At 50.0% G+C, this 22,593-nt stretch carries 23 protein-coding genes; 4 read left to right on the forward strand and 19 right to left on the reverse strand.

Features of this window, described 5'->3' with window-relative positions:
• Window positions 1-139 precede the first annotated feature (139 nt).
• The gene (locus ACTHRH_RS14775; protein ID WP_440416270.1) at window positions 140-808 is read right to left on the reverse strand and encodes a tetratricopeptide repeat protein; all 669 of its coding nucleotides are present in this window, start codon (window positions 806-808) and stop codon (window positions 140-142) included.
• Window positions 809-1,043: 235 nt separating this feature from the next.
• A complete protein-coding gene (locus tag ACTHRH_RS14780; protein WP_440416272.1) occupies window positions 1,044-2,345 on the reverse strand; it encodes an enolase C-terminal domain-like protein in 1,302 nt (433 codons plus the stop codon).
• Between the two features lie 171 nt (window positions 2,346-2,516).
• Here ACTHRH_RS14780 and ACTHRH_RS14785 point away from each other — a divergent pair, with 171 nt between their 5' ends.
• The gene (locus ACTHRH_RS14785; RefSeq protein WP_144932064.1) at window positions 2,517-2,798 is read left to right on the forward strand and encodes a hypothetical protein; all 282 of its coding nucleotides are present in this window, start codon (window positions 2,517-2,519) and stop codon (window positions 2,796-2,798) included.
• 1,293 nt (window positions 2,799-4,091) lie between these two features.
• Here ACTHRH_RS14785 and ACTHRH_RS14790 read toward each other — a convergent pair.
• The 7 genes from ACTHRH_RS14790 to hisJ form a co-directional block, all read right to left on the reverse strand.
• The gene (locus tag ACTHRH_RS14790) at window positions 4,092-5,150 is read right to left on the reverse strand and encodes a Gfo/Idh/MocA family protein (RefSeq protein WP_144932066.1); all 1,059 of its coding nucleotides are present in this window, start codon (window positions 5,148-5,150) and stop codon (window positions 4,092-4,094) included.
• A 93-nt stretch (window positions 5,151-5,243) separates the two neighbouring features.
• Window positions 5,244-8,270, reverse strand: a complete 3,027-nt coding sequence (locus ACTHRH_RS14795; RefSeq protein ID WP_440416275.1) for a heparinase II/III domain-containing protein — start codon at window positions 8,268-8,270, stop codon at window positions 5,244-5,246.
• 15 nt (window positions 8,271-8,285) lie between these two features.
• A complete protein-coding gene (locus ACTHRH_RS14800; protein WP_144932070.1) occupies window positions 8,286-9,179 on the reverse strand; it encodes a carbohydrate ABC transporter permease in 894 nt (297 codons plus the stop codon).
• A 14-nt stretch (window positions 9,180-9,193) separates the two neighbouring features.
• Window positions 9,194-10,099: an ABC transporter permease gene (locus ACTHRH_RS14805; protein WP_260981920.1), complete on the reverse strand. Its 906-nt coding sequence runs from the start codon at window positions 10,097-10,099 to the stop codon at window positions 9,194-9,196.
• Between the two features lie 124 nt (window positions 10,100-10,223).
• Complete coding sequence (locus ACTHRH_RS14810; protein ID WP_440416277.1) at window positions 10,224-11,828, reverse strand: ABC transporter substrate-binding protein; 1,605 nt, start codon at window positions 11,826-11,828, stop codon at window positions 10,224-10,226.
• A gap of 178 nt (window positions 11,829-12,006) precedes the next feature.
• The gene (locus tag ACTHRH_RS14815) at window positions 12,007-13,023 is read right to left on the reverse strand and encodes a LacI family DNA-binding transcriptional regulator (RefSeq protein WP_440416279.1); all 1,017 of its coding nucleotides are present in this window, start codon (window positions 13,021-13,023) and stop codon (window positions 12,007-12,009) included.
• Window positions 13,024-13,227: 204 nt separating this feature from the next.
• A complete protein-coding gene (gene hisJ, locus ACTHRH_RS14820; protein WP_440416281.1) occupies window positions 13,228-14,073 on the reverse strand; it encodes a histidinol-phosphatase HisJ in 846 nt (281 codons plus the stop codon).
• Between the two features lie 151 nt (window positions 14,074-14,224).
• On the opposite strand from hisJ, the gene ACTHRH_RS14825 reads away from it, so the two are divergent.
• Entirely contained in the window at window positions 14,225-14,497 is a 273-nt protein-coding gene (locus tag ACTHRH_RS14825; protein WP_150959546.1) for a hypothetical protein, read from the forward strand.
• A gap of 122 nt (window positions 14,498-14,619) precedes the next feature.
• On the opposite strand, the gene ACTHRH_RS14830 is transcribed toward ACTHRH_RS14825, so the two are convergent.
• The 5 genes from ACTHRH_RS14830 to ACTHRH_RS14850 all read right to left on the reverse strand — a co-directional run bounded on the left by ACTHRH_RS14830 (window position 14,620) and on the right by ACTHRH_RS14850 (window position 16,266).
• Window positions 14,620-14,982 carry a spore germination protein GerPE gene (locus ACTHRH_RS14830; protein WP_440416283.1) on the reverse strand — a complete coding sequence of 121 codons (363 nt, stop codon included), beginning with the start codon at window positions 14,980-14,982 and terminating at the stop codon, window positions 14,620-14,622.
• Between the two features lie 5 nt (window positions 14,983-14,987).
• Window positions 14,988-15,167 (reverse strand): spore gernimation protein GerPD, encoded by a 180-nt coding sequence (locus ACTHRH_RS14835; RefSeq protein WP_144932080.1) that lies wholly within the window; start codon window positions 15,165-15,167, stop codon window positions 14,988-14,990.
• Complete coding sequence (gene gerPC / locus ACTHRH_RS14840; protein ID WP_440416285.1) at window positions 15,164-15,766, reverse strand: spore germination protein GerPC; 603 nt, start codon at window positions 15,764-15,766, stop codon at window positions 15,164-15,166. The genes ACTHRH_RS14835 and gerPC overlap by 4 nt, the downstream gene beginning before the upstream one ends.
• Before the next feature lie 72 nt (window positions 15,767-15,838).
• Window positions 15,839-16,042, reverse strand: coding sequence for a spore germination protein GerPB (locus tag ACTHRH_RS14845; protein WP_144932084.1), 204 nt, complete (start codon window positions 16,040-16,042; stop codon window positions 15,839-15,841).
• A complete protein-coding gene (locus ACTHRH_RS14850; RefSeq protein ID WP_144932086.1) occupies window positions 16,039-16,266 on the reverse strand; it encodes a spore germination protein in 228 nt (75 codons plus the stop codon). The genes ACTHRH_RS14845 and ACTHRH_RS14850 overlap by 4 nt, the downstream gene beginning before the upstream one ends.
• A gap of 326 nt (window positions 16,267-16,592) precedes the next feature.
• On the opposite strand from ACTHRH_RS14850, the gene ACTHRH_RS14855 reads away from it, so the two are divergent.
• A complete protein-coding gene (locus ACTHRH_RS14855; protein ID WP_440416288.1) occupies window positions 16,593-17,039 on the forward strand; it encodes an Hsp20/alpha crystallin family protein in 447 nt (148 codons plus the stop codon).
• Window positions 17,040-17,306: 267 nt separating this feature from the next.
• Window positions 17,307-17,483 (forward strand): hypothetical protein, encoded by a 177-nt coding sequence (locus ACTHRH_RS14860; protein WP_379288636.1) that lies wholly within the window; start codon window positions 17,307-17,309, stop codon window positions 17,481-17,483.
• Window positions 17,484-17,526: 43 nt separating this feature from the next.
• Here the strand turns inward: ACTHRH_RS14860 and ACTHRH_RS14865 are convergent, their stop codons facing one another.
• The 5 genes from ACTHRH_RS14865 to ACTHRH_RS14885 form a co-directional block, all read right to left on the reverse strand.
• Window positions 17,527-17,748: a DUF2905 domain-containing protein gene (locus ACTHRH_RS14865; protein WP_379288639.1), complete on the reverse strand. Its 222-nt coding sequence runs from the start codon at window positions 17,746-17,748 to the stop codon at window positions 17,527-17,529.
• A gap of 246 nt (window positions 17,749-17,994) precedes the next feature.
• Complete coding sequence (locus tag ACTHRH_RS14870) at window positions 17,995-19,008, reverse strand: Gfo/Idh/MocA family protein (RefSeq protein WP_440416291.1); 1,014 nt, start codon at window positions 19,006-19,008, stop codon at window positions 17,995-17,997.
• A 115-nt stretch (window positions 19,009-19,123) separates the two neighbouring features.
• Window positions 19,124-21,553: a heavy metal translocating P-type ATPase gene (locus ACTHRH_RS14875; RefSeq protein WP_440416293.1), complete on the reverse strand. Its 2,430-nt coding sequence runs from the start codon at window positions 21,551-21,553 to the stop codon at window positions 19,124-19,126.
• Window positions 21,554-21,779: 226 nt separating this feature from the next.
• A complete protein-coding gene (locus ACTHRH_RS14880; protein WP_144932096.1) occupies window positions 21,780-21,980 on the reverse strand; it encodes a copper ion binding protein in 201 nt (66 codons plus the stop codon).
• A 26-nt stretch (window positions 21,981-22,006) separates the two neighbouring features.
• Window positions 22,007-22,318: a metal-sensitive transcriptional regulator gene (locus ACTHRH_RS14885; protein WP_144932248.1), complete on the reverse strand. Its 312-nt coding sequence runs from the start codon at window positions 22,316-22,318 to the stop codon at window positions 22,007-22,009.
• Window positions 22,319-22,593 lie beyond the last annotated feature (275 nt).

A 22,593-nucleotide genomic window follows, 5' to 3' on the forward strand; every position in this document is an offset into this window, starting at 1 on the left:
CAACTACGACAATCAGAACGATCGCTTGCATCGGATATTCCATGGACATCTAAATTCATCTCCCGTGTCATTCTGTTATTAGCCATCTGGGCTGAAAAAAAGGTTGTGATACGTTGCAGGAATGCCCGACAAACCGAAGCTAGCCGCCCTTCATCCTGGCCAGCAGCGCCCATCGCCGTTCCGATCGTTTCTTATACTTCGGCAGTCCCCGGTAGATATCCAATGTCTCCGCATAGGCTTGGCGGGCTTCTTGCCGGCGTCCGAGCCTGTCGTATAGCTGTCCAAGCCGATAATATGCCTCGCAGGAGGAGGAGTGAACCTCCCTGAATTGCTCCAGGTAAGCCAGCGCTTGGTCCGGCTTGGATTCCGCAAACGCTTCACCCAGTCTTAGAAAAGGCTCCCCGTAGCGGATGCGCGGATTTAGCTCAATGCTGCGGAGCATGCTGCGCTCTCCGCTCTCAAGTTCTCCCAGCTTCAACCGGCACAGTCCGATGCCAAATTGGACAACTGCCGATTCCTCCATCATGGGCTCGATTTCTTCCAAATAGGACAGTGCTTCCCTATATTTCTTCTTGCCGATAAGCAGATAGGCGGCTTCCAGCTTGGCGCTGGTTTGATGCGGCTGCAGCCGCAGCTCCTGACGAAGTTGACGCAGCCTCCGGCTTTGCCGAAACGGCTTGGTAATGCTGGGCGACAGTCCCAGAAACTTACGGTCAAGCCAGTAGAGAACCACGAAAAGAATGATAATGGCAATGAATGGATTGCCTATCAGCCACCAGAGCAGTGCAAACACAAAAATGTTTCTCAATAGTCACTCCTCCTAATCTTCCCTAACGCAGACCGATAGCTATTTCTTTCACAACTATTTTATTATATCAAAGAAACTCTGCCTCACCCAAAAGGAGATTTTATCATTTTTCAACAATCCCTTATATGAACCCGTCCAGCGAAGGAAAATCGGGCTGTTTCTTTCATAGAAGTACGTTTAAGGTTCCGGACATAAAGTTCGTCATGAATAAATACTGCCGTATCCCGGCTATCCCCTACCCGCGCCGGTCTCCTTCTGTGGCGATCTGCTCATAGGCTTCGCTGCGGTCGAGTATCCCTCCGTTCACCGAGTAGAAAGCCTCAGTCAACCGGAAGATTCCCCGGGTGGATTCGGTCCACTCGGCTTGACCGTGAGGGTGATGCCGGCGCATCTCCTCCCACCTCCGGTAATTCTGGTGACCGTTGGACTCCAGCAGGCCCGTCTTAAGTCCCGGAATGGGCTTCAGCCGGGCAGCCACATTCTTATTCCAATCGACCATCCACGGATTTGCCGTCAAATCCGCGCAGAAGCAAGGAATGCCCCGTTCATGCGCCAGCTTGGCCATTTTCAGGCTGACGCTCAATGTTTTGGCTACCGGTTTCAAAGCAATAGCTCCGTAGCCAAGCTCTATTCTGGCCAGCGCGTCCTCTTCGTTGTGCACGCTCTCATCCGCCGCAATGCGAACGGGGAGATCCGCTACCTCCGTCTCATCGTTCTCCGGGAAGGGCTCTTCCAGCAGAACGATCCGCTCCAACGCTCCAATGCGGTCGGCATGCTCCAATAATGAGAGAAGCCGATCTTTATGATCATAGCGCCCGTTCGCATCCAAATAGTAGACGATCCTCCCGCTCTCCGTAAATTCGCTTGACCTCTCGCCGGCCAACCTATGGACGGTTTCCAGTCTCTGTTTGTCCCACTCGAGCATCTCGCTTCGGTCGCCATTCTGCTTCGGATCCGCTCCCAGCTTGATTTTCAACACGAAATAGCCTTCCTCCAGCAAACGGATGATTTCTTCCTCCGGCATGCCATAAGGAATCAGAGGAGTACTGGCCAGCGCGGAATGTCTGCTGGACAAAGGAGCACGGTACTCCTCCGGGATGAGCTGATCGAACGAGGATATCCCGCTCTGCCGGGCAAATAATTGCCACGAGGCAAAATCAACGGGAACCAACGAATTGAGAGCAAAGGTCAAGCGAAGATCCGGGTGGCTATGCCCCCGACCATATTCATAAACCTGCGGCAGAACATGCTCCAGAAGGGCAAAGGGATCGCTGAATTCCTTACCCCGGGCTGCATCCAGTGCTGCCGTCGTCATTCGGGCCATGATTTCGTTGCCCTTCTGCCCGCCCAGCCGGGTAAAGACATCGGCATCCGACCACAGCACGCTTTGCACGCCGGTTCCTGCTCCAATCTCCCCCGTTTCATTGGCCAGCAGGACAACGGACTGCCACAGTTCATCTATGTAACCTCCTTTAAAGCCAAAAGGGGCCAGCAGTTCCTCTTGAACTACCGCATGTTTCGTCTGAACGATCCTCATAATGGAATTTCACCCTTCTCCCCATATTTGTCCATAGGTGCCGATCGTGTTAGTTAATTATAAGTATATCAACAACTAACGATTTTGGCACAAAGTTGTTGCAAAGTAGAATTGCCTAGAAATTGCCGGCGGGTTACAATAAATAGGTAGGAGATAGAAAGGGGTCCCGTTATGAACGAACGTCAAGCTCTTCAGTGGAAAAAGAAACGGCAAATGGGAAAGTCCAAATTTCTGGTTAATTATTGCATACTGGGCTTCGGTCTTTCCACGGCTGTCATCCTTACACTCTTGGAACTTATTTCCATGCACGATCTGTTCTGGCAATTCGCGATCATTCGGCTCGTTGTTTTTCCGATCATCGCCGTCCTGTTCGGAATTGGCTATTGGGAGTCGAAGGAAAGGAAATATTCGGAATTTGCCGAGACCCATACGACAAACGCATCCCGTTCCTAATCTCGTTAGGCGAAAAACAGGCCGGCCCGTTCGGGTGCCGGTCTTAAATGCTTATACAGAGTCCCCCGCCCCGGTTCGCACAGTTGTGTTTCGGCCGGCCGCCATGGCCCGCGCTTCCGGTGTTTCATTCGTGTTGTTGGCCGTAGGATGGCTGGCGGATAGTTAGCCCGTAGTATGTGTCACCGCCTTTTTTGTACGTCAAAGAAGGCATGGCCTACAACAGCAAAGACGAGAAATTGCAGGTCTTTCTCCAGGAAACCGTTTAAACCCGGAAAGGCCAACAATTCTGCAGGTCTTTTTCCGGAATTTAGCTAAAAGCCCGGAAAGACCAACAATTCTGCAGGTCTTTCTCAAGAAAATCCCGAAAATCGGCCAAATCACTAAAAAGACCTGCACATTTGCTCGTCATTTGCTGATTTTACACAAAATCCCCAAAAAGACCTGCATTTTTGCGAGTCCTTGAAGTCTGTCCGTACATCGCGGCTTGACTTTGTTAACAATCAAGCTTGCTTTGGTCGTTACCCCTTTTCACTCAGTGTCTTTCAAGGAGGCTTTATACCTCTTTCCTCTTTTGATTGCTTTCCCCTTCACTCAGTTTCTTTTAATCGGAGATTCGTACCTTCCCCCTCCTTTTGACTGCTATCCCCTTCACTCAGTTTCTTTAAACCGGAGATTTCGCGCCTTTCACCTTCTTTTGACTGCTATCCCATTTACTCAGTTTCTTTATAATCGGTGATTTCGTGCCTTTCACCTTCTTTTGACTGTTATCCCATTTGCTCAGTTCCTTTAAACCGGGGATTCATGCCTCTCACCTCCCTTCGTCTCTTTCCCTTTCTCATAGTAGCTTCCGGGTAGAAAATGGATGAGAACCAGCAGAATAATTTGAAACATTGTTCCTTTCTGAGACAAGGGGATAACAGTCCAATATCTTGGCAAAGAGATGCATAGGAACAGGGGGTCGGCTAGATAACCTAAGAAGGGGGGCGGTCTGTCAAGGAACTAACGAGGTACTAACGTGGGACTGTCGATGTGCTGGAGAGATGCTAACGAGGAGTTAACGAGGGACTGACGAAGCTCTAGCGAGGTGCTGACGAGAAGCTAACGAGTGCGTTGAAGAGGTACCGTTGAGGTGATGCAGCATCTCTGATTTAACTAACTAAGAGCAAGAAAAGGGTTCTGTATAATAAAGCCAATCGAAAATGTAGTATAATTTTCCCCTTCATGGGGTAATAAAAATCCGCCGGCCACAGGCCGACGGATGAAGTATGCTGTATAAGTCCTTGAAATTCAATATTAGAATCGGATTTCTTTGCCCTGCTCGCTGGATTCATAAATCCCGCAGAGAATTTTCATCATCTCGACGCCGTCTTGTACCGGGCTGAGCGTTTCTTTGCGCCCTTTGCAAGCGTCGATGAAGTGGTTGATCTCGTTCTGGAAGCCCCCGGCAAAATCGAATGTCGGATGATCGACCTGAGGAGACACATTCAAAATCGTATCGTACTTCTCGGTAACGATCGTCAGCTCCGGCTCCACTTCGGCTCCGCCTTTGGTCCCGTAGAGCTTCACGGTCAATTCGTCCTTCTTCGCATGCAGCGTAAAGCTGACATCGACCATCAGGGAAGCCCCATTCTCGAAACGGATCAAGGCGTTGGCCGCATCCTCGACGGTATTCTTGTCCGCATCGTAGTCCGCAGCACGGTAGAAGCTCAAATTTTTCACATTGTTACGATTTCCAAGCTTGTTATAAGCATTTCCGGTGATCGACTGCACCTTCGGTCTGCCCATCAGATACCAAGCCAGATCAATAACATGGACACCGATGTCGATCAGAGGACCGCCGCCGGAACGCTCCTTGTCCGCGAACCAGCCTCCGGGATTCCCCAATCGGCGCAGACAGGAAGCCTTGGCATAATAAATTTCTCCAAGGTCGCCGTTGTCGATAAATTCCTTCAGCACCTTCGTGTTGCTTCCATAGCGTCTGACGAAACCTACTTGCAGCACTTTACCGCTGCGCTTGACCGCTTCTTCTACCTGCAGAGCTTCCTCAACTGTTTTGCAAAGAGGCTTCTCGACAAGCACATTCTTGCCGGCGTTCAAAGCCGCGATGCTGATGGGAGCATGGGAATTATTCCAGGTGCAGACGCTGACCGCTTCGATTTCCGGCAGGGCCAGAAGCTCGTTATAATCGGTGAATACTTTCGATGCGCCGTATTTCTCGGCCTTCGCCTTGGCTCTTTCCTCGTTCAAATCACAAATCGCATAAATTTCCACTTCCGGATTGTTGTGGTATGCCTCCAAGTGCACTCCCGAAATGGACCCGGCACCGATGACGCCAATTTTCATTTTCTCCATCACAAATCCTCTCCCATCATAATCTATCTTCTCTTAATTTAGCCCAAACGTTGGCAGGATTCAACCAATTTTCATCATTTCGGGAGCGATTTCTCAGATAAATTGAATAAAATCTCCAATTTGTACGTCGACAATGTCGAATTTTTCCTCCAAATGAAGAGGCTTCACGATGTCTACTCGCAATCGCTTCAAATGATCCACTCCGGTAATGATTGCCTCTCCTCCGGAATAGCCTTTCATCGCTTTGCCCCGGAAAGGAGTCACACCTTCGGAGGAAAGGTCGAACCCGAGCGGCAGAGGATAAACCGTATCGATTCCTCCATCCACGATCTGCCGGACAATCCCTTTGGACAAAATGACCGAATCCTTCAACGTAATTTTCAGCAGCCCTGCATCCTGATGCATGGAGCGTACAGGATATATGGAAGCGGGACCTGCACCGGAACGGATCTTCACATATTGAGGAAGCTCCCGCGGCTGATCGGCCTTCACCCAGATGGTATCCGCATGAATGTCCACTTGCTCCACCGGCAGCCACTTCCGCGCTTCCGCTTGCCCGGTGGCCTCCCGGAATTCCGCATGATCGGCCCGAATGAGCGACTGGGCGGTCATCCGGCCCTCTTCGTCCAACCGCATCCAGGCGCAGCGGCCTTCGATCCGCCATTCGCCGTAGGGAGTTTCAACCTTGATCATCTGATCCTGCGGACTGTATGCCCAGTAATCCTCCAAGCCGTTGTCCAGCTTCACACGGAAGGCGGTAACGAGCTTACCGTACGCCTTCAGCGGCTCCAATCCGGTCACTTTCGGCCCGGCCTCATCCGCGCTGATAGCCTGATAAACGGCTGCATACTGCTTGGCCCGCTCCTCGCTGCGGATGATGAGCACGGGATGCTGGACCGTTCCTTCTAAGCTCGGACATTGTCCGCTCAATATCCGGTCCTGCGGCCCGCAAATCCCGTGCCAGTTCAGCACGCCGCCTTGGCTGGAGGTCCATGTGGCGCTTACAGTCCGCCCCTCGGCTGCATGCTCCCGAACGGCATAGATGTACCCATAGCCGTTATTCGGTTCGGGAGTCCAGGCCTGCAGCTTCTCCCCGTCCAGCGCATGGGTGAATGTCTCGCCCGTCGACAGCCGCTCCCCGAAGCTCTTGTCCGGATAATCGAAATACGGCTTCTCCTCCGCATACACCCCGGCCAGAGTCCAGTGCTCCGCTGCCTGCCGTACCCCGTCTACTGCTAATTCACTGTCCTCGTGAAAGGCATGGAAAGCGTAGTCACACATTTCCGCGCCTTGAACATAGAAAAAATCGGCTATGTACGAAGCCTGATCGCTGATCGGAACGGCAGCGGCCATTCTCTGGTAAGCATCGATATCATACAATGCCGGAGCCTGGCCTTCAATCGCGGACAAGTAACCGTCCTCGTAAATAACAGAGCATTCCCCGCCGGCGAACGGCTTGTACAGTTGCCCCCGCTTTAACTCTCGGTCCCGATTGACGACAACGGTGTTATGGGCGATCGCTTTCGTCCCCCAACCGAAATGGCCGTTCGTTCCATAAATGCCATAGCCTATATCGGCCGAAATTTCTTTGCCGTGGGCATAAAAATTAAGGCCGAGGACATCGTCGTGCGCGTGGGTGTTGTTTTGCCCTACTCTCATCAATAAGGTCGTATCGTTGGCATCCCTGGCAATCGCCAAGCCGAACTGGCCCTTGACTGTATTCCCTCTCGTCCGTTCTAACCCGTCTGTCCGGGGACTCGGCGGATGGGCAAAGAATAAATCAATCCCCCGGCCGCCGAACTCCGGAACCGCCGCAGCGTACAGCTTCTCCATGCATTCCATCGCTTCCCTCTTCATGTCCGGGTCCGGGGAAAACTGGTTAAAGAACGACGCCGCCCGGTAAGTATCGACCAGAAGCTTGCGGTCCGGCTCTGTGCTTTGACGGGTATCTCTGCCCCAGTCCCCAAAGCAGGGAAGATGTCCCTGGCATAACACATCGAGATGGTTGCGAACGGAAAATTGGAAGAACCGGCTGCAGTCAAACGGATGAAATTGTTTAAGCTGCTCCTCGCCGGATGCTCTCATGGCCAGCAGGGCTACATCCAGAAAAACCGAGCCGGTAAACAGGCTGTACCCATAGGAGCCTTCATAATACATTCCGTCCCGGCCAATCGCGTTATAGAAGTAAGCTTCGACCGCCTGCACTCCCCACCGCAAATAATCCTCATTATCCAGTACTAGCCCGACGGCCAGCATAGCCCTCACTCCGTCGGATTCATGATTCTGCAGGTTCGTAAGATTGCCGCCGCTCAGATCGTAGACCGGTCCTCCCGGCTCGGTCAGCATGTAATCATTCAGCATCGTTTCGATGCAGGCGCGCATCGTCCCCGTTCTGCCCAATCGGCTCAAGGCGGGAGAAGGGCTGTCCAGCTCGGGCAGCCGGTACAGCCAATCGTAATCGTGGGCGATGCATACTTTGATCCGATGCACGATGCTTGTCAGCATATGCAGCCGGCCGATTTCAAAATCACTGCCGAACGGGGTGAAATCCCGCGGCCCGATCGTGCCGGGCAGTATCGCGGAGAAAGCATCGAGCAGTACAAGCGCTTTATGCGCATATCGCTCTTCTCCCGTCAGCATGTATAAATAAGTAAGCTTCGTAACCATTCCTTCGTGATCTCGGACTCCGCCGAACCAATCGCCCGCGATAAAGAAATTCCACATGCCTACCGGATAATATCCTTTGCCGTTCTTTTCGAACCCGTGACCAGTATCCGGATACCTGTCATTAGGGAAGGTCATCCGGCAGTGGGGACAGGTCAGCAACTTGCGGGGAAACTGTCTAATGTCGGAGAACATGGGCCGCTGCTCCTCCAGATTCATGGGAAAGGACTGTCCACAATCGGGACAGCCGGCAATTCCATAAGCAAAAGTCTGGTCCTGCATGCTCAGGACACAGTCATAGATTAATTGGTCGTCGAGCTCCAGGAACGAGTCGCACCTTCTTTTCCAGGCTTGATAAGCTTCCCGCGCCCAGGCATGGGAGTCCAGATTGCGCTTCGCCTGCTCTACATCCTGAACCGTAAAATAAAATCCGTGCTTCGGCCGGACGGTTGTCATCGTTTCACTCCCTTTCTATCCTTTCAGAGAACCGATCATGATGCCTTTAACAAAATATTTCTGTACAAACGGGTATACGCAAATAATCGGAATCGTGGCGACCATAATCGTTGCCGCCTTGATAATGTCCGGCGTCACCGCATTTTCCCTCGTCGGATCGTAGGATTCGAACTGCTGAAACTGCGCCGAGCCTTCAATGACAATTTTGCGCAGCACATTCCCGAGCACCGTCTTCTCCGGATTCGAAATATACAAGAGAGAGTCGAACCAGGCGTTCCAGTGTGCGACCGCATACCACAGCGCAATCGTAGCAATGATAGGCTTGGAGACCGGAAGCACGATCGAGAACAAGACGCGGAAGTCGTTCGCTCCGTCCATCTTCGCCGACTCTTCTATTTCTTCGGGTAGCGACATGAAGTAATTCCGGACAATGATCATCGAGAAAGCCGCGATCAGTCCCGGAAGAATGAGCGCCATCCGGTTGTCCAGCAATCCCAGCTCCTTGACGAGCAAGTAGTTGGGGATCAGGCCGCCGCTGAAAAACATGGTGAAAACAATCATCATGGTGAACAGATTGCGGTTGGGCAAATATTTCTTCGATAACGGATAGGCGCACAGAACGGTGAAAATAACGTTCAGGAATGTTCCGAGCACCGTCCGATAAACGGTGTTATAGTATCCGACCCAAATCATCCGGTTGTCGAAGACGGCTTTATACGCCTCCGCCGAGAATTCTCTGGGCCACAGCTTCAAGCCGTAAACGTTCGCCGCAGCCGGTGTGCTGAAGGAAACCACCAGTACATCGATAAAGGGGTAAACGGCCGTGAAAGCAAACAAAGTCAGAAAGACGACGTTAAAGGTGTCGAACGCTTTCTCCCCGAACGATTTCTTACCTATAGTCATGGACATCGTTTAATCACTCCTCACCAGATGCCGTAGTCGCTGAATCGCTTGACGATCGTGTTCGTTATAATAATCAGCACGAAGGCGATGACGTTGATGAACAATCCGGAGGCCGTCGCCAGCCCGTACTGCATCTCGGTGATCCCGATTCGGTAGGTATAGGTGCTTAACACGTCTCCCACCTCATATACAGCCGGATTATAGAAGTTGAACACCTGGTCGAAATCGTCATTGATAATGCCTCCGACGGCAAAGATAAACATGATCGTAATGACCGGGATCAAGGAGGGCAGAGTGATATGGATCATCTGCTTCCACCGGTTGGCTCCGTCTACAATAGCCGCCTCGTACAGGGAAGGATCGATTCCCGACAGCGCAGCCAGATAGATGATGGAGCCCCATCCGACACCTTTCCAGACTTCGGTGCTGACGAGTAGTGTCCGGAACCAGTTCTTGTCACCGAAGAAGAAGATGGCGTCTCCTCCCAGCGAGGTGATGATATAGTTGACGACTCCACGCGTAGGCGAGAAAATTTCCATGAAAATCCCTGCCAGGACGACCCAGGATAAGAAGTGGGGCAGGTAGCTTAAGGTTTGGACGAATTTTTTAAACAAAATGACTCTCAGCTCGTTAAGCAGAATCGCCAAAATGATGGGAGCCGGAAATCCGAACACCAGCTTGTAGAAGCTGATGATGATCGTGTTGCGGAAAGCCTTCGGAAAATCCCTGCCTGTAAACAGATCGACAAAATTTTGAATTCCGTTCCAGGGGCTGCCGAACACCCCGTCAATGAACCGGTATTCTTTAAACGCCAGAATGATTCCGTACATCGGCAAATACTTGAATATAATAAAATACAGCAAACATGGCAGCAGCATAATTAACAAATATTTATGCTTCCAATAGGATTTAAGCCACGTTCTCATTCTTCCCGGTCTCATGTTTGGAGAAGGAAGCGTGCTTGATGTTGTTATTTTCCCGTTCATACCCTCACTCCTAACGGAAAAAGCGGCCAAAGAACCACCTGCTGGCCGCTTTTATGAATCTGGATTATTTCAAGGACTGATACCATTCGTTAGCTTCTTTGGTCAACTGGTCTCCTCCAGAGCTCTTCCACTCCTCGACGAATTTATCGAATTCCTCCAACGGCTTCTCTCCATTAATGATCGCGGTGAACGTATCCTGCTGAAGCTTGATCAGGTTTTTGGAATATTTGCTGTCGGACGGAAGCGGGGACTTCACTGCGTTCTCATAGCCGGCTCCCTCGAACTTGAAGTACTTATCGTTGGCTCCGACCCGTTTCGGATCCTGCAGCTTCTTCGAGAACTCAGGCTGGGCAAAAGGAGAGAATGTAATATGCGCTCCGATCTTCGCCATTTCCTCATTGGTCTTGAAGCCTTCCTTCATAACGATCGTATGTCCGTCCGGACCATTGTCATGGTGTACACCTTTATCGCCATATTTCACTTTCACGAAGGTGTCAAAATCTCCGTAAACTGTATCCCAAATTTGCATAATCCGATGTCTCGTCTCATCATCTGCGGCATCTTTACCGAACGCCATATAAGTACCTCCGACCAGACCAGGCGTTATGTTTCCGAATTTGCCGTCCGGCCCTACCGGAGGTTTGCCGTAGGCAATCTTGCCTTCACCTTTGGTCACTTCCGCCAGCATCTTGGTGTTATCGCCGCCCAGGAAATTCGTTTCCGGATCGGCTGGAGACCAGTGATAATAAGAACCGTGGGAGGATACTCCGATTTTGCCGTTGACAAAGTCATGGGAGATCGCCCAATAGCCTCCGGTATTCTCTCCGATAACCCATTCCGGGCTGATCAAATCCTCCTGCTTCCACTCTCTCAGCGTTTCCAATGCCTTCTTCGTTTCGGGAAGAATTCCGCTCCAGACGATCTGTCCGTCGCGAATCGTCCAGAATTCCGGGTAGACTCCGTAAGCGCCGTAAACATTCGTCATTCCGGAATTGGACATCCCGTAAGTATCCTTCTTATTGTTGCCGTCCGGATCATCGTTACGGAATTTCACCAAGGCTTCCTTGTACTCCTCAAGCGTCTCCGGCACTTTCGTAATGCCTACCTTCTCAAGCCAATCCTGCCTCCAGGCTGTGGCCAGACTGTATACACCGTCGCTGTTAATGCTCGGGATTCCTATATATTTCCCGTCATATTTCACGTAATCCCAAATTTTCGGATCGTAAGAGTCCACCAGCTTCTTATAATTGGGCATATACTGGTTAAGCTCTTCTTCCGTGTAGCCTACCGTTACCCCTTGGGTATAGAACTTCTGCAAATCCGCCCCCGAATAAACGGTCATAAAATCCGGAATTTCGCCAGAAGCCAGCTTCGTGCCGAGAAGCTGCTCCCTTTGGGTGACGTCCATATACCAAATGTTAAGCTTGACATTAAATTTGTCTTCCACGAACTTCTTAATCGGCGCATCGTTGTCCACCGGACCGTACTGATAAGTAAGCCAATCCAGCGAAACTGTTTTCGGTGCAGCGCTTTCAGAAGGCTCCGAACTCGGGCCCGGGCTTGCATTCGGACTTGCCGCCGGCTTCTCTTCTTTGCCGCATGCCGTCAAACTGGCAGCTACTACTCCCGCCATAAGGACAGATGCCGCTTTCCCCCATTTACCTTGCATAAACCTTCCCCCTTGTCAATTCTTACTAAAAAAGGAATGAGTAATCGTTTCCATATCATATTAACACGCGTTATATTTATCGTCAATAATAAAATAACATTTGTTATGTGCTTGCCGATGCAAACAAAAAAGGGCGTTTCCGCCCTTCGCTATTCCTGCCTTATAAATAACATTTAACTCAACTTCCCGAACGGTATAAAGCGGCTGTCCCGCCCTCGTGGATGACCGTATCCTTCAAATAAATGGTACGGCGATCCTTATCCCCTTCATTGATAATTTCAATCAGCCGTTTCACAACAATTTCCTTCTCTTCCGGACCGATATATAACGTAGTTAAATTCGGAACACTCATCTTGACAAGCTCCGAATATCCCCAGCCGACGAGGCTGATCTTCCTGGGAACCTGAAATCCAAGGTCCTTAAGCTTCTGCAGCGCTCCGAATTGAATGACGGTGTTAACGCAAAAAGCGGCGGAGTAGTCAATTTCCAGTATTTCCATTCTAGAGGCCAGCTCGTATCCATCCTCTTCCTTACTGGCCTGGACTAACGAGATATCATAGGGTATTCCGGCCTCCTCCAGCGCTTTGCGGTAGCCGGCCAACGTCTGCTGATGAACCAACGTATCCAGGCTGCCGCTGAACAAGGCAATTCGGACATGCCCCAGATCCGTCAAATATTTCGTTGCCTCATATGCAATTTTGACCACGTCCGTAACAATGACATTCACGTCGGTTCTATTCGAGGACACACCGCTATAAACAACATAAGGAACTGCCGCATCCTCCATGATATCCAAAATGTCGTCATCTATATCTCCGGTCAGAACGATTCCGGAAACCTCCTTGTTTCCAAGATACTTGGAAAGCATGTTGAAATCATTCGTACTGGAGCGAACATTCATGAAAATCAGCCTGTACCCATGTTGGCTTGCTACATTTTCGATCACCCGAAGGTCGTGAATATACAAGGGGTCGTCCGGTTCGCGGTTATACAGAATATAGCATATTTTGGGGTGAATTTCGCTGTCCCGGTAACCGAGCTCTTTAGCGGCCTGCAGAATGCTCCTTCGCGTTTCCTCTGAAACAGTGCTGTTCGGCGTATTATTGAGAACCAAAGACACCGCTGTTCTGGAAATACCTAAATAATCCGCTATATCTTTCTTCGTGACGGTCATTTTGCAACCTCCCTCCTCCATCTGATATTCCCTCCTCAATAACGGACGTTATATCAAAGACGGACCCATCCGAAAAACATTATACATGAAAGAAAGGCCGGAAGGAAGCGGTCAATATCGGGCACTTTGTAAAAAGAACAAGCGCAAATCTACCAAGATCACTTTACTGACTTAGAACGCTAGTTATATTTATCGGCTTCCAACCCTTCCGACTATCCGTCAACATTAAGGTCGGGCCGATCGGAAGGAGGCAATGGATTCCTCATAGTAATTCCATCCCTCGCCGACATGCTCCGGACGATGGGCATCCGATCCGAAAACAAGCGGAATCCCCATTTCCAGACATCTGCCGATAAACCATCCGGGAACGTACGGCTGGCCGCAGGTCGGAACTCTCAAGCCTGCAGTATTGACATCAATGCCCACGCCTGCCTCGGCCAGCTTCGGAAGAAGCCCGTCCAGCCGCTTCCGGATCTGATCCGGATCGATCGGAGGAAGCGCCTTATGGAACTTCTCTATCAAATTGACATGACCCAACCGGCGGCTGCCCGGAAGTTTGGCCGCCAAGGCCACTGCCTGCTCCAGCTCATTATAATATTCGTCTACTACTTTCTCCATCGAGCCGTAGTAGGCGATTAATCCTTCCTCGAAGTCCTGCGGTGTATAATCTATACATCTCATTCCATCTTTGCCAGGCAGGAAATGGAGGGAGACCACCCAATCCTCCACCTCATGATGGCATTGTTCGGCCAATTCCAGAGAATACTGGGGCTTGCCGGGCAAATAATCTATTTCCATTCCGGTCCAAATTTCCAGTACTCCTTCATAGCGATTCTTGTAATTTTTTACATAATCAAAGTATGCCGGCAGCTCGCTCGCTTCCATAGCCAGCTCCCGCTGCAGCTGCTCGTTCTTCATCCAGTGCTTCGGCAATGGAGAATGTTCGCTGACCGTATAACGGGTAAATCCCAGTTGAACCGCCCGGTCGAGATAAAGTCCGAGCTCTGCCGAGGTGCCATGAGGACAGAATGCGGTATGGGTGTGACCGTCCCATTTAAGAATCGAATTCATTGGCGAATGCTCCTTTGTCTATTCTTCTCTAGCTTGTATCTAGCATTAGGATATCACCCCGTTAGGACATATTCAAATCTGGGCTTACGTCTATACCAGGCGGGCGAAGGCCGCATACAATGAAATATATCGTTGAAGGAGATGAACATCCTTGAGTGAAAGTGTGGAAAATGGAAGTCCGAAGAAGAAAAACCGCCCTTTATCCAAAAAAGAAGTACTGGAGCTTAAACAGTCTCTTCTGTCCATTCGCAAAGATTTGGAGAAAAAGCGGAATGAGTTAAAAGGAACGGTCAAATCTATGCAGAAGCTCGCGGTAACCCAAGAAATTCCGGAATGGGTGCAGGATGTCCGCAGTCTATATTCCCAGAAAGACTATACTTATTGGAAGCTGATCCGTACTTTGCGCAAGCACAAAATGCTATAGAAATTGCAGCAGGTGTGCCGCTATCCCCCCTTTCGTCCGTTCCCGATTGCAGCGCCCGTACCGGCGGCGGCCGCTTCGACTGCTTCTACTGCGGCAGTTCCCATCTGCAGAGGAAGGTCTTCTCAGATCATTTGGCGAATATGCTTGATCCTGCTTTCGGCATCGATGCATTGGTTAGAGCCTATCTGTACTATTCCGGAAGCTGAGACTCCAATAATTTTGATCGATTCAACCTTGATATAAGGGGATTCGTTAATGATTTCCATCTCAAGCTCTTCATCGAGCGATGGGCCGGGGATAGGATTCGTGAATATCGGGTAATTGAAATCTCCTTCATCCCCGTAATATGAGGACTGGCTGCGCAGCACTGCCAGAACCTTCGTTTCCGGCGTCAAGCAGAGCGAATCCCCAAACTGGACAATGGAGCTCAGTTTAATCTCAATAACCTTGAAGAAACCAACCAAGGAAATTCGGGCCTGCTTCATAAACTTTACCTTGCAGCGGATAATGGTACGAACGGCCCCACGACGAAAGCTTCGGGCGGAGTATCGAATGCGGAAGCGAGACTGATCCTCTCCGTGTCTCCCACCAATAAAACCGAAGAAGTTGTAACACCAATTACCCTTATCTGTCCTACTTTGATTTCCTTATTAACCACAGTCATCTTCATGTTTCCTCACTGCCCTTCCCATACTGTTTTTCAAAATATTGCTCAATGGCCAACCGGATATCCCGCTTGACCCTGTCTAATATGTCTTTCTCAACGGCGGAGTCATCCGACGAATCCTTATGCAGCCTTTGGATGTAAACAACTATTCTCGGCCCCACCTGCCGACGTATGTCCTCAATCATGGCAAATCGTACCTCATCCGGCACTTGAACGCCGTAATGGGCTTCGAAGCTGCTGACCTCTCTGGGAATCTCCATATCAATATAGCGGTCCAACTGCTCTTTAAGCTTGGGGAAAAAAGGGACATCCTCTCCCTCCTCACCTCCGGGCTCCCCGTTGGAAGGAACGGCTAATTCTTCAATGCCTTTGCCGTTCGGAGTTAACCCTATGTTCAAAGTTCCTTCCAGTGTCTCTACCTTCAGTTGGTCGAAATGGTACTCTATTCTCTCCACATGTGTCATTTTGTTGCTTTTAAATTCACGTATATCCTCACGAATCTCGATAATCATCTCTTCCATGCGCTCCATTTTCTCCTGCTGCCGGGCCAAGAAATTATATACATCCTGAAGCCACCTCATGAGCCGAGGATCGTTATACATCCCGCACACCTCCCGTTTATTTAATGTATGCGGTACATGGAACAGGCCATGCCTCTGAACGAACCTACCCCGTCATGAAGGCCCGGGCAGAGGGACTAGAGAAACGGAGGATACCGCACTCACTTCCGGAGCGGGCTTGGTAAATCCCCCGGTGTTGTACAGATTGGACAGCGACTTAATCACTCCCGCACTGCCTATTTGCAGGACTGAAGAATTAGTAACCGCCCCGATTCGAATCGTATGAATAGTTATATTCTGATGAACAGTCAAATTCATCCCGATCCCGCCTTCGCCGAAGACGTATCGACCAAATCAGGATCATTGGTATTCGTAGCGCTTATTCCGCTGTTGGTTAATGGAAGATCGCCCGTTATGAAGGAGCCTGCACCGGCAAATGTTTTTGATGTGCTGACGGGTGACAGAAAGACAGCATCACCGAATTGGACTATCCCTCCCGAGTCAACGCTTAGTATTTTAACGTTTCCGACGATGGAAGGCACGGATTTGACCTCCTTTTCGGCTCAATTGGAACGGTTCCCTGAAGAAGTCATTTGCATATAACCTATTGTATGTAGATAAATACCCAGAGGTTCATATAATTGCCTTGCCGCTGCAATCCGAAGGAGAACACCTTAAACCGGCAATCTATCCCAGAAAAAAAAGCGTTAGGCGTTAACCATTAAGTGCCCTTTTGGGCATCAAGCCCGTATACTGATTAGAAGAATGATGAGGCTGCAGTGATCAGCTTCCTCCGCCTAGACCCAAGTTTGCCTGGTGTACGATTTGCTCAGGAAATCAATATACGGACAGAAAGGAGAATACGGAAATGAGCGATAGAAACTCCGGTTCGTTCGACTGGAAGTCGCTGGAGAAGTTATTCGGGGGGCCTCTTCCATTCATGGCGGAAGCTTTAAAACAACGGGCGCAAGCAGAGTCCTCTTGGGTGGAGAACTATGTTAAGCAAATCCTGAAAGGACCGGGAAAAATTAAAAGCCAAAACGGACTGGAGCATGAATTGGTGGAATCCCAAGACGACCTTATCGTCAAAATTAAAATACCGGACCATATTAACCCGCGTAACCTAAAGCTATTCGTCGGCCATAATTCATTAAAGCTCAACGGCTTATCTGCCAAAAGCCGAGTAGTCCGCCTTCCCAAAAGTGTGATAGGGGAATCCGCCAAGGCCGTCCTTAAAAAAGGAGTGCTGCAGGTGCGCATGCCCAAGGACTATGAAGGGGACTTCTTTAATGAAATCCGAATCCGCATCCGTTAAAATTCTACGGGCAATCAGAATAATTGAAGAAATCGGGGGCGACAATAAAAAAAGCTCCTAACGAAGCCTCTTCGAAGATGAATAACCCGGTATTAGAGGTGGCTTTTTATGCCAATTAGAAAGTTTGTTCCATTTTAATGCTTTAATGAACTTAAGCTTTCTAATGTGGCAAAAAAGAAGAATACGGTATTAGAGGAAGTTTATCGTGCCAATAACAATCCTTTTGTAAGAAAAAAACAATTCTTCCGTAAGGAGTTGAACCATTCAATGACAGAGAACAATAAAGAATATATGCTTACCGATTTCGACGGGCATGACGAGCTTCTGAACGATTTGATAAAGCTGGAAGACAAAATCCGGGGCCGGATGGGGGAGCATGTTCATCTCATCGCCTATACGAGAAGCGAGGAAGGGACGGAATGCAGACCCGGATTGTCCGACTGAAGTACGGGCAATCCGTTTTTTTTATTTGAACGGGAAGCGATCTTTATTTGTTAAACATGCGGATCAGATACAGAATGAGAGAGCCCGCCGCGCTTATTAGCAGACAGGTGACAACCGGAAAATAAAATTTGAAGTTTTCTTTCTCCACGACGATATCTCCAGGAAGCCTGCCCAGATTCAAATAACGCCCCCCGACTTGCCAAAGCAAGCCCAATACAATCAGGATTATACCGCCAATAATCATCCATTTGGCTGCCGGATTCATCGGTAGCGCTCCTTTCATAACATAGTGTGTTGAAAATTCGACCAGGGACGGTTACGCTGCTTCTTGTTTCCTTCGTTCTGGCCCGTTTATGCATAGATGACTTTCCCTAACAACATCGATAAGGGACCTCCCCCTGAAACGGCCCGAATTTGGGTCTGAATGGTTTGGCCGCTTCGGGGGGAGTTAACGAATGCAGGTTGCCTGGCCAAGTTCTCACGAATATTTGACCGTGCTATAAAACCCTTGTCAATTCAAATCGCGGATTGCAATCGGCCTACCTTCCTGTACAGACCGGTTCGACGCCTCCATCAGCTTGGTTAGATCAACGGCCAGTTGAATATTCTCCTCCGCATCGGTTCCCTTGTGGATATGCTCAATCCATTGATCGAATGCCGTCGGGGCATCCTGAGGGATCGATTCGCGGATTTGCCATTCCTTAGCGTAGTCTTCCCCCTTAACGCTGCTGCGAAACATCATTTTCCCGTCATGGGAAGAATAAAGCAAACTGCCTTCGGTTCCGTGAACCTCCAGAGCGAACGGGGAGAAGCGGTTAACAAAGCCCGCTTCGACGATCCCGATGGCTCCGTTGCCGCACTGCAGGACACTGACGGCATTATCCTCCACTTCCCTTCCGGTTATGTACCCGTAGGTGGCGCCGACGGTCTCCGGCATTCCTAGCAGCAGACGGGTCAAATACATCGGGTGGCAGCCTAAATCGATCATGGCTCCTCCCCCGCACTCCTCTTTGCTGTAGAAATGGGCGGGAAGCCAGCCTGTCGCGGATTGATTCGTAGGAATAGCACCGTTGTGGGATAAGCGGGAACGGACCAGCGTCACTTGGCCGAACAGCCCCTGTGCCGCCAACTCGCGGACAGCCAAGGTATATCCGAAATATAACCTCGGCAGAGAAACCATCAGCCTCACGTCGTTAGCCCGGACCGCTTCCAGAATGGCTTTCACTTCCTGCCAGGTCGGGGCAATGACTTTCTCGGTAAAAATATGTTTGCCGGCTTCAGCAGCGGCAACAATTACCTCTTTGTGCATGGTCGTAGGCGCATCCACAACAACCGCATCCACTTGTGCCAGCATGTCTTCATAACGTTCGTAAAACCGGACTCCCTTGGCATTCGCTGCCGCTTGGCCCCTCTTTGGATTTTCGTCCCAGACAGCAGCTATTTGCGTATGAGGATGGTTTTCTACCTGGCGGGCATAATCCTCGGCATGCACATGCCAGAAGCTGGCCATTCCGATTTTCAACATACTTATCCCCCCTGCATCAGATTTCCATTACATAGTAGCATAAGTTGGAAAAAAAGCCGATCCCCTATATGGAGACCGGCTTAAAAGATTTTGATTATTTTATTCCCGAGTTTGGTTACAGCTTTACCCTCTGCAATCTTAAAGCATTTAATACTACGGATACCGAGCTAAGTGCCATGGCGGCTCCGGCTACCCATGGCGCGAGGAAACCCGCTGCCGCAATCGGGATGCCGAGTGAATTGTAGGCCAATGCCCAGAACAGATTCTGCTTGATATTATTCATCGTTTTGCGGCTCATATAGATGGCGTCTGGTATGCTCCTCAGATCGCCTCTCATTAACGTTACGTCCGCAGCTTCCATAGCGACATCCGTTCCGGTCCCGATAGCCATGCCGATATCCGCTGTCGCCAATGCCGGAGCATCGTTGATGCCATCCCCGACCATAGCGACTTTCTCCCCGGCTGCTTGAAGCTTCTTCACCTGCTCTGCTTTCTCCTCAGGCAGCACTTCGGCCAGGACGCGGTCTATCCCTGCCTGCTTGGCAATCGCTTGAGCCGTTCTCTCGTTATCGCCTGTGAGCATAATGACGGTGAGCCCCATCTCCCGCAGCCGCGCTACAGCCTCCCGCGAGGTCTCCTTGAGCGTATCGGCCACTGCCACCATGCCCGCATAACGTCCATCTGCGGCTGCAAGCATGACTGTCTTGCCGGTGTTCTCCATTCTTTCCTTCTCCTCTATCGCTTCGGAAGGAATGGATATGCCGAACCGATCCATCAGTTTCACAGTCCCGACCAGAAGGTCTCGATCTTCGACCTTGGCACGGATCCCGTATCCGGGAACCGCTTCGAACTGCTGTGCCTCCGGCATCGCTATCCCTTGCTCGGAAATTCCCGCCACGATGGCTTCCGCCAAGGGATGCTCCGACAATCTCTCGGCCGCTCCGAGCCATTGAAGGAACCGTGTACGCTCCACACCCGAAGCCGGTAACACATCCGTCAGCTCCGGCTTGCCTTTGGTGACGGTCCCTGTCTTATCGAGAACAACGGTTGTAATCCGGTGAACGGATTCCAGATGCTCTCCTCCCTTGAACAGAATTCCGGCTTCCGCCGCCCGGCCGGACCCGGCCATAATCGAGGTAGGGGTCGCCAGCCCGAGAGCACAAGGACAAGCGATAACGAGTACAGCGATCGCTTTCTCCAGCGCACCGGCAAACTGTCCCGGATCGATGATAAAGTACCATAAGAGAAAAGCGACAAGAGCAATGCCAACGACAATCGGGACAAATATTCCCGAAATACGGTCAGCCACTCTTTGAATAGGAGCCTTCGAGCCTTGGGCTTCCTCCACGACTTTAATAATTTGTGCCAACGCCGTCTCTTTCCCTACCTGGGTTGCCCGGAAGCGAAGAGAACCATTTTTGTTCAAGGTCGCTCCGATGACCCGGTCTCCGGCATGCTTCTCTACCGGTATGCTCTCTCCGGTCAGCATCGATTCGTCGACGGCTGATTGTCCTTCCAACACTTCGCCGTCTACCGGAATTTTCTCCCCCGGTTTCACAAGGACGATATCTCCGACAACCACTTGTTCGACAGGAACATCCATCTCCTGTCCATCGCGCAGCACACGAGCCGATTTGGCTTGAAGCCCCATCAGCTTCTTGATCGCTTCGGAGGTCCGGCCCTTGGCCAACGCTTCGAACACTTTACCGAGAATAATTAGCGTAATAAGGACGGCACTTGTTTCATAATACAGATCAACCGAATGATGCGCATTGCCGCTCCATCTGGTCGTTAGATAGAGACTGTAGAAATAAGCCGCGGATGTCCCGAGTGCTACAAGCACATCCATATTCGCGCTTTTGTTCCGCAGAGCCTTGTAAGCTCCGACATAAAACTGCCATCCAATAATAAATTGAACGGGGGTTGCCAGAGCGAACTGGAACCAGGGATTCATAAATAAATCAGGAATCCAGATAAACGAAGTAAACCGGAAATGACTGACCATCGACCATAACAGCGGCAGCGATAATATCGCCGAAACAATCAATTTCGTTAGCTGAATTTTGATTTCCTGTTTCCTGTGATCGGTCCCGGCCGCTTCTTCCTTCAAAACAGCCTTATAGCCCAGGTCTTCGACCTTCCTCTGCAAATCTTCCAGCTTTACCTCATCTTCCGAATAATCGACATGCGCCGTTTCCAAAGCGAAATTAACCGTCGCTTTGGTGACGCCCGGCAGCTTGTTCAGCCCCTTTTCAATTCGGGACGCGCAGGCGGCACAAGTCATTCCGGAGATTTGCAGCTCAACGGATTGCTTTACGGTGTCGTAACCCAATTGCTGTATCTTATGCTCCAACTGCTCGGAATCGACTTTATCCGGATGATACACTACCGTTGCTTTTTCCAGGGCAAAATTGACGTTGGCCGACTCGACTCCGTCCATGTTGGCCAATCCTTTTTCGATTCGATTAGCACATGCTGCACAGGTCATCCCCGTTATTTGGTAGGTCGTATTTTTAGTTGATTTTACTGCTTCTTTGGCATCCATCGGAAACACCTCTCTAGGTAAGTAAACACCATACCCCAGTAGGGTATATAATTGAGGGAAGAAAAGCTCCTGAACGGAGCATACAGGTTATTTATAGAATTCCCCAATGTTCTGAGATTAATCTTTCGTCGTACTGTTCACTCGAAGCCAGGATTAGTTAAGCTATCGCTGATGTCATCGTCCCTCGGGCTGACATACTCTCCCGGGGTTGTACTAACCAGCGACGTTAGGCTACATCGTACCCTTGATCTTCAATGGCGCTTCTAATCGCATCTTCCGTCAGTTTGGACTCGTCAAATTCAACCGCGACGGTCTTCCCCTCCAAATCGACTTTACCGGCAGCACCAATCTTCTTCAATGCACCTTCTATCGAATTAACGCAATGATTGCAGGACATTCCTTCCACTTTCAGAACGATGGATTTCATAACAAACCTCTCCTTATTCGTGTAATTTATTTCATAAGCTTATTGACGGTCTTTAACAACTCGTCGATCACATCATGATCGCCTTCTTGAATTCTTTCTACCACACAGCTTCTCATATGCCCTTCCAACAGCATCTTCCCTACACCATTCAATGCGGACTGAATAGCGGCAATCTGGTTAAGTACATCATCACAATAAGTATCTCTCTCAATCATCCCTTTAATTCCGCGGATTTGCCCTTCAATCCGGTTCAGCCGGGTAATCAGATTGGATTTGATTTTATCAGAATGATGACTCTTCCTTTCATCTCCGGAAGCACAGGCATGAGTGTCGTCCATTAAGTCATCCATCAAGTGATCCATGAGCAATCCCTCCTTGTTACACATTCATATTACCATACCCCCCTAAGGTATGCAATAGGGGTTTAAAAATAAATTATAATAAGTCTCCCTTGGATATGGAATACCCTCTTTGGAGTCTTGGTACATTGGGCTGATTTCATTTTGGACCGTGAATCCCTATAAGAATGAGCTGTACTAACTGGGGGGCGTACTGCTGAACATCATATCACAGGTGGGGCCTCTTTCACAAAAGTGCTGCGTTGAGCAGAAGC

Origin of the sequence: Paenibacillus sp. SAFN-117 (genome assembly GCF_051966115.1) — a bacterium.
Lineage (GTDB): Bacteria > Bacillota > Bacilli > Paenibacillales > NBRC-103111 > Paenibacillus_L > Paenibacillus_L residui.

Bases quoted from the DNA above. Each gene is read 5' to 3' on its own strand.
- ACTHRH_RS14815 (WP_440416279.1), bottom strand. From the start codon at position 13,023: ATGGAGGAGGGAGGTTGCAAAATGACCGTCACGAAGAAAGATATAGCG.
- ACTHRH_RS14780 (WP_440416272.1), bottom strand. From the start codon at position 2,345: ATGAGGATCGTTCAGACGAAACATGCGGTAGTTCAAGAGGAACTGCTG.
- ACTHRH_RS14870 (WP_440416291.1), bottom strand. From the start codon at position 19,008: ATGTTGAAAATCGGAATGGCCAGCTTCTGGCATGTGCATGCCGAGGAT.
- ACTHRH_RS14800 (WP_144932070.1), bottom strand. From the start codon at position 9,179: ATGTCCATGACTATAGGTAAGAAATCGTTCGGGGAGAAAGCGTTCGAC.
- ACTHRH_RS14880 (WP_144932096.1), bottom strand. From the start codon at position 21,980: ATGAAATCCATCGTTCTGAAAGTGGAAGGAATGTCCTGCAATCATTGC.
- gerPC (WP_440416285.1), bottom strand. From the start codon at position 15,766: ATGTATAACGATCCTCGGCTCATGAGGTGGCTTCAGGATGTATATAAT.
- hisJ (WP_440416281.1), bottom strand. From the start codon at position 14,073: ATGAATTCGATTCTTAAATGGGACGGTCACACCCATACCGCATTCTGT.
- ACTHRH_RS14865 (WP_379288639.1), bottom strand. From the start codon at position 17,748: ATGAATCCGGCAGCCAAATGGATGATTATTGGCGGTATAATCCTGATT.
- ACTHRH_RS14795 (WP_440416275.1), bottom strand. From the start codon at position 8,270: ATGACAACCGTCCGGCCGAAGCACGGATTTTATTTTACGGTTCAGGAT.
- ACTHRH_RS14885 (WP_144932248.1), bottom strand. From the start codon at position 22,318: ATGGACGACACTCATGCCTGTGCTTCCGGAGATGAAAGGAAGAGTCAT.
- ACTHRH_RS14830 (WP_440416283.1), bottom strand. From the start codon at position 14,982: ATGAAGCAGGCCCGAATTTCCTTGGTTGGTTTCTTCAAGGTTATTGAG.
- ACTHRH_RS14860 (WP_379288636.1), top strand. From the start codon at position 17,307: ATGACAGAGAACAATAAAGAATATATGCTTACCGATTTCGACGGGCAT.
- ACTHRH_RS14835 (WP_144932080.1), bottom strand. From the start codon at position 15,167: ATGAAGATGACTGTGGTTAATAAGGAAATCAAAGTAGGACAGATAAGG.
- ACTHRH_RS14875 (WP_440416293.1), bottom strand. From the start codon at position 21,553: ATGGATGCCAAAGAAGCAGTAAAATCAACTAAAAATACGACCTACCAA.
- ACTHRH_RS14785 (WP_144932064.1), top strand. From the start codon at position 2,517: ATGAACGAACGTCAAGCTCTTCAGTGGAAAAAGAAACGGCAAATGGGA.
- ACTHRH_RS14805 (WP_260981920.1), bottom strand. From the start codon at position 10,099: ATGAGAACGTGGCTTAAATCCTATTGGAAGCATAAATATTTGTTAATT.
- ACTHRH_RS14845 (WP_144932084.1), bottom strand. From the start codon at position 16,042: ATGAATTTGACTGTTCATCAGAATATAACTATTCATACGATTCGAATC.
- ACTHRH_RS14810 (WP_440416277.1), bottom strand. From the start codon at position 11,828: ATGCAAGGTAAATGGGGGAAAGCGGCATCTGTCCTTATGGCGGGAGTA.
- ACTHRH_RS14790 (WP_144932066.1), bottom strand. From the start codon at position 5,150: ATGGAGAAAATGAAAATTGGCGTCATCGGTGCCGGGTCCATTTCGGGA.
- ACTHRH_RS14855 (WP_440416288.1), top strand. From the start codon at position 16,593: ATGAGCGATAGAAACTCCGGTTCGTTCGACTGGAAGTCGCTGGAGAAG.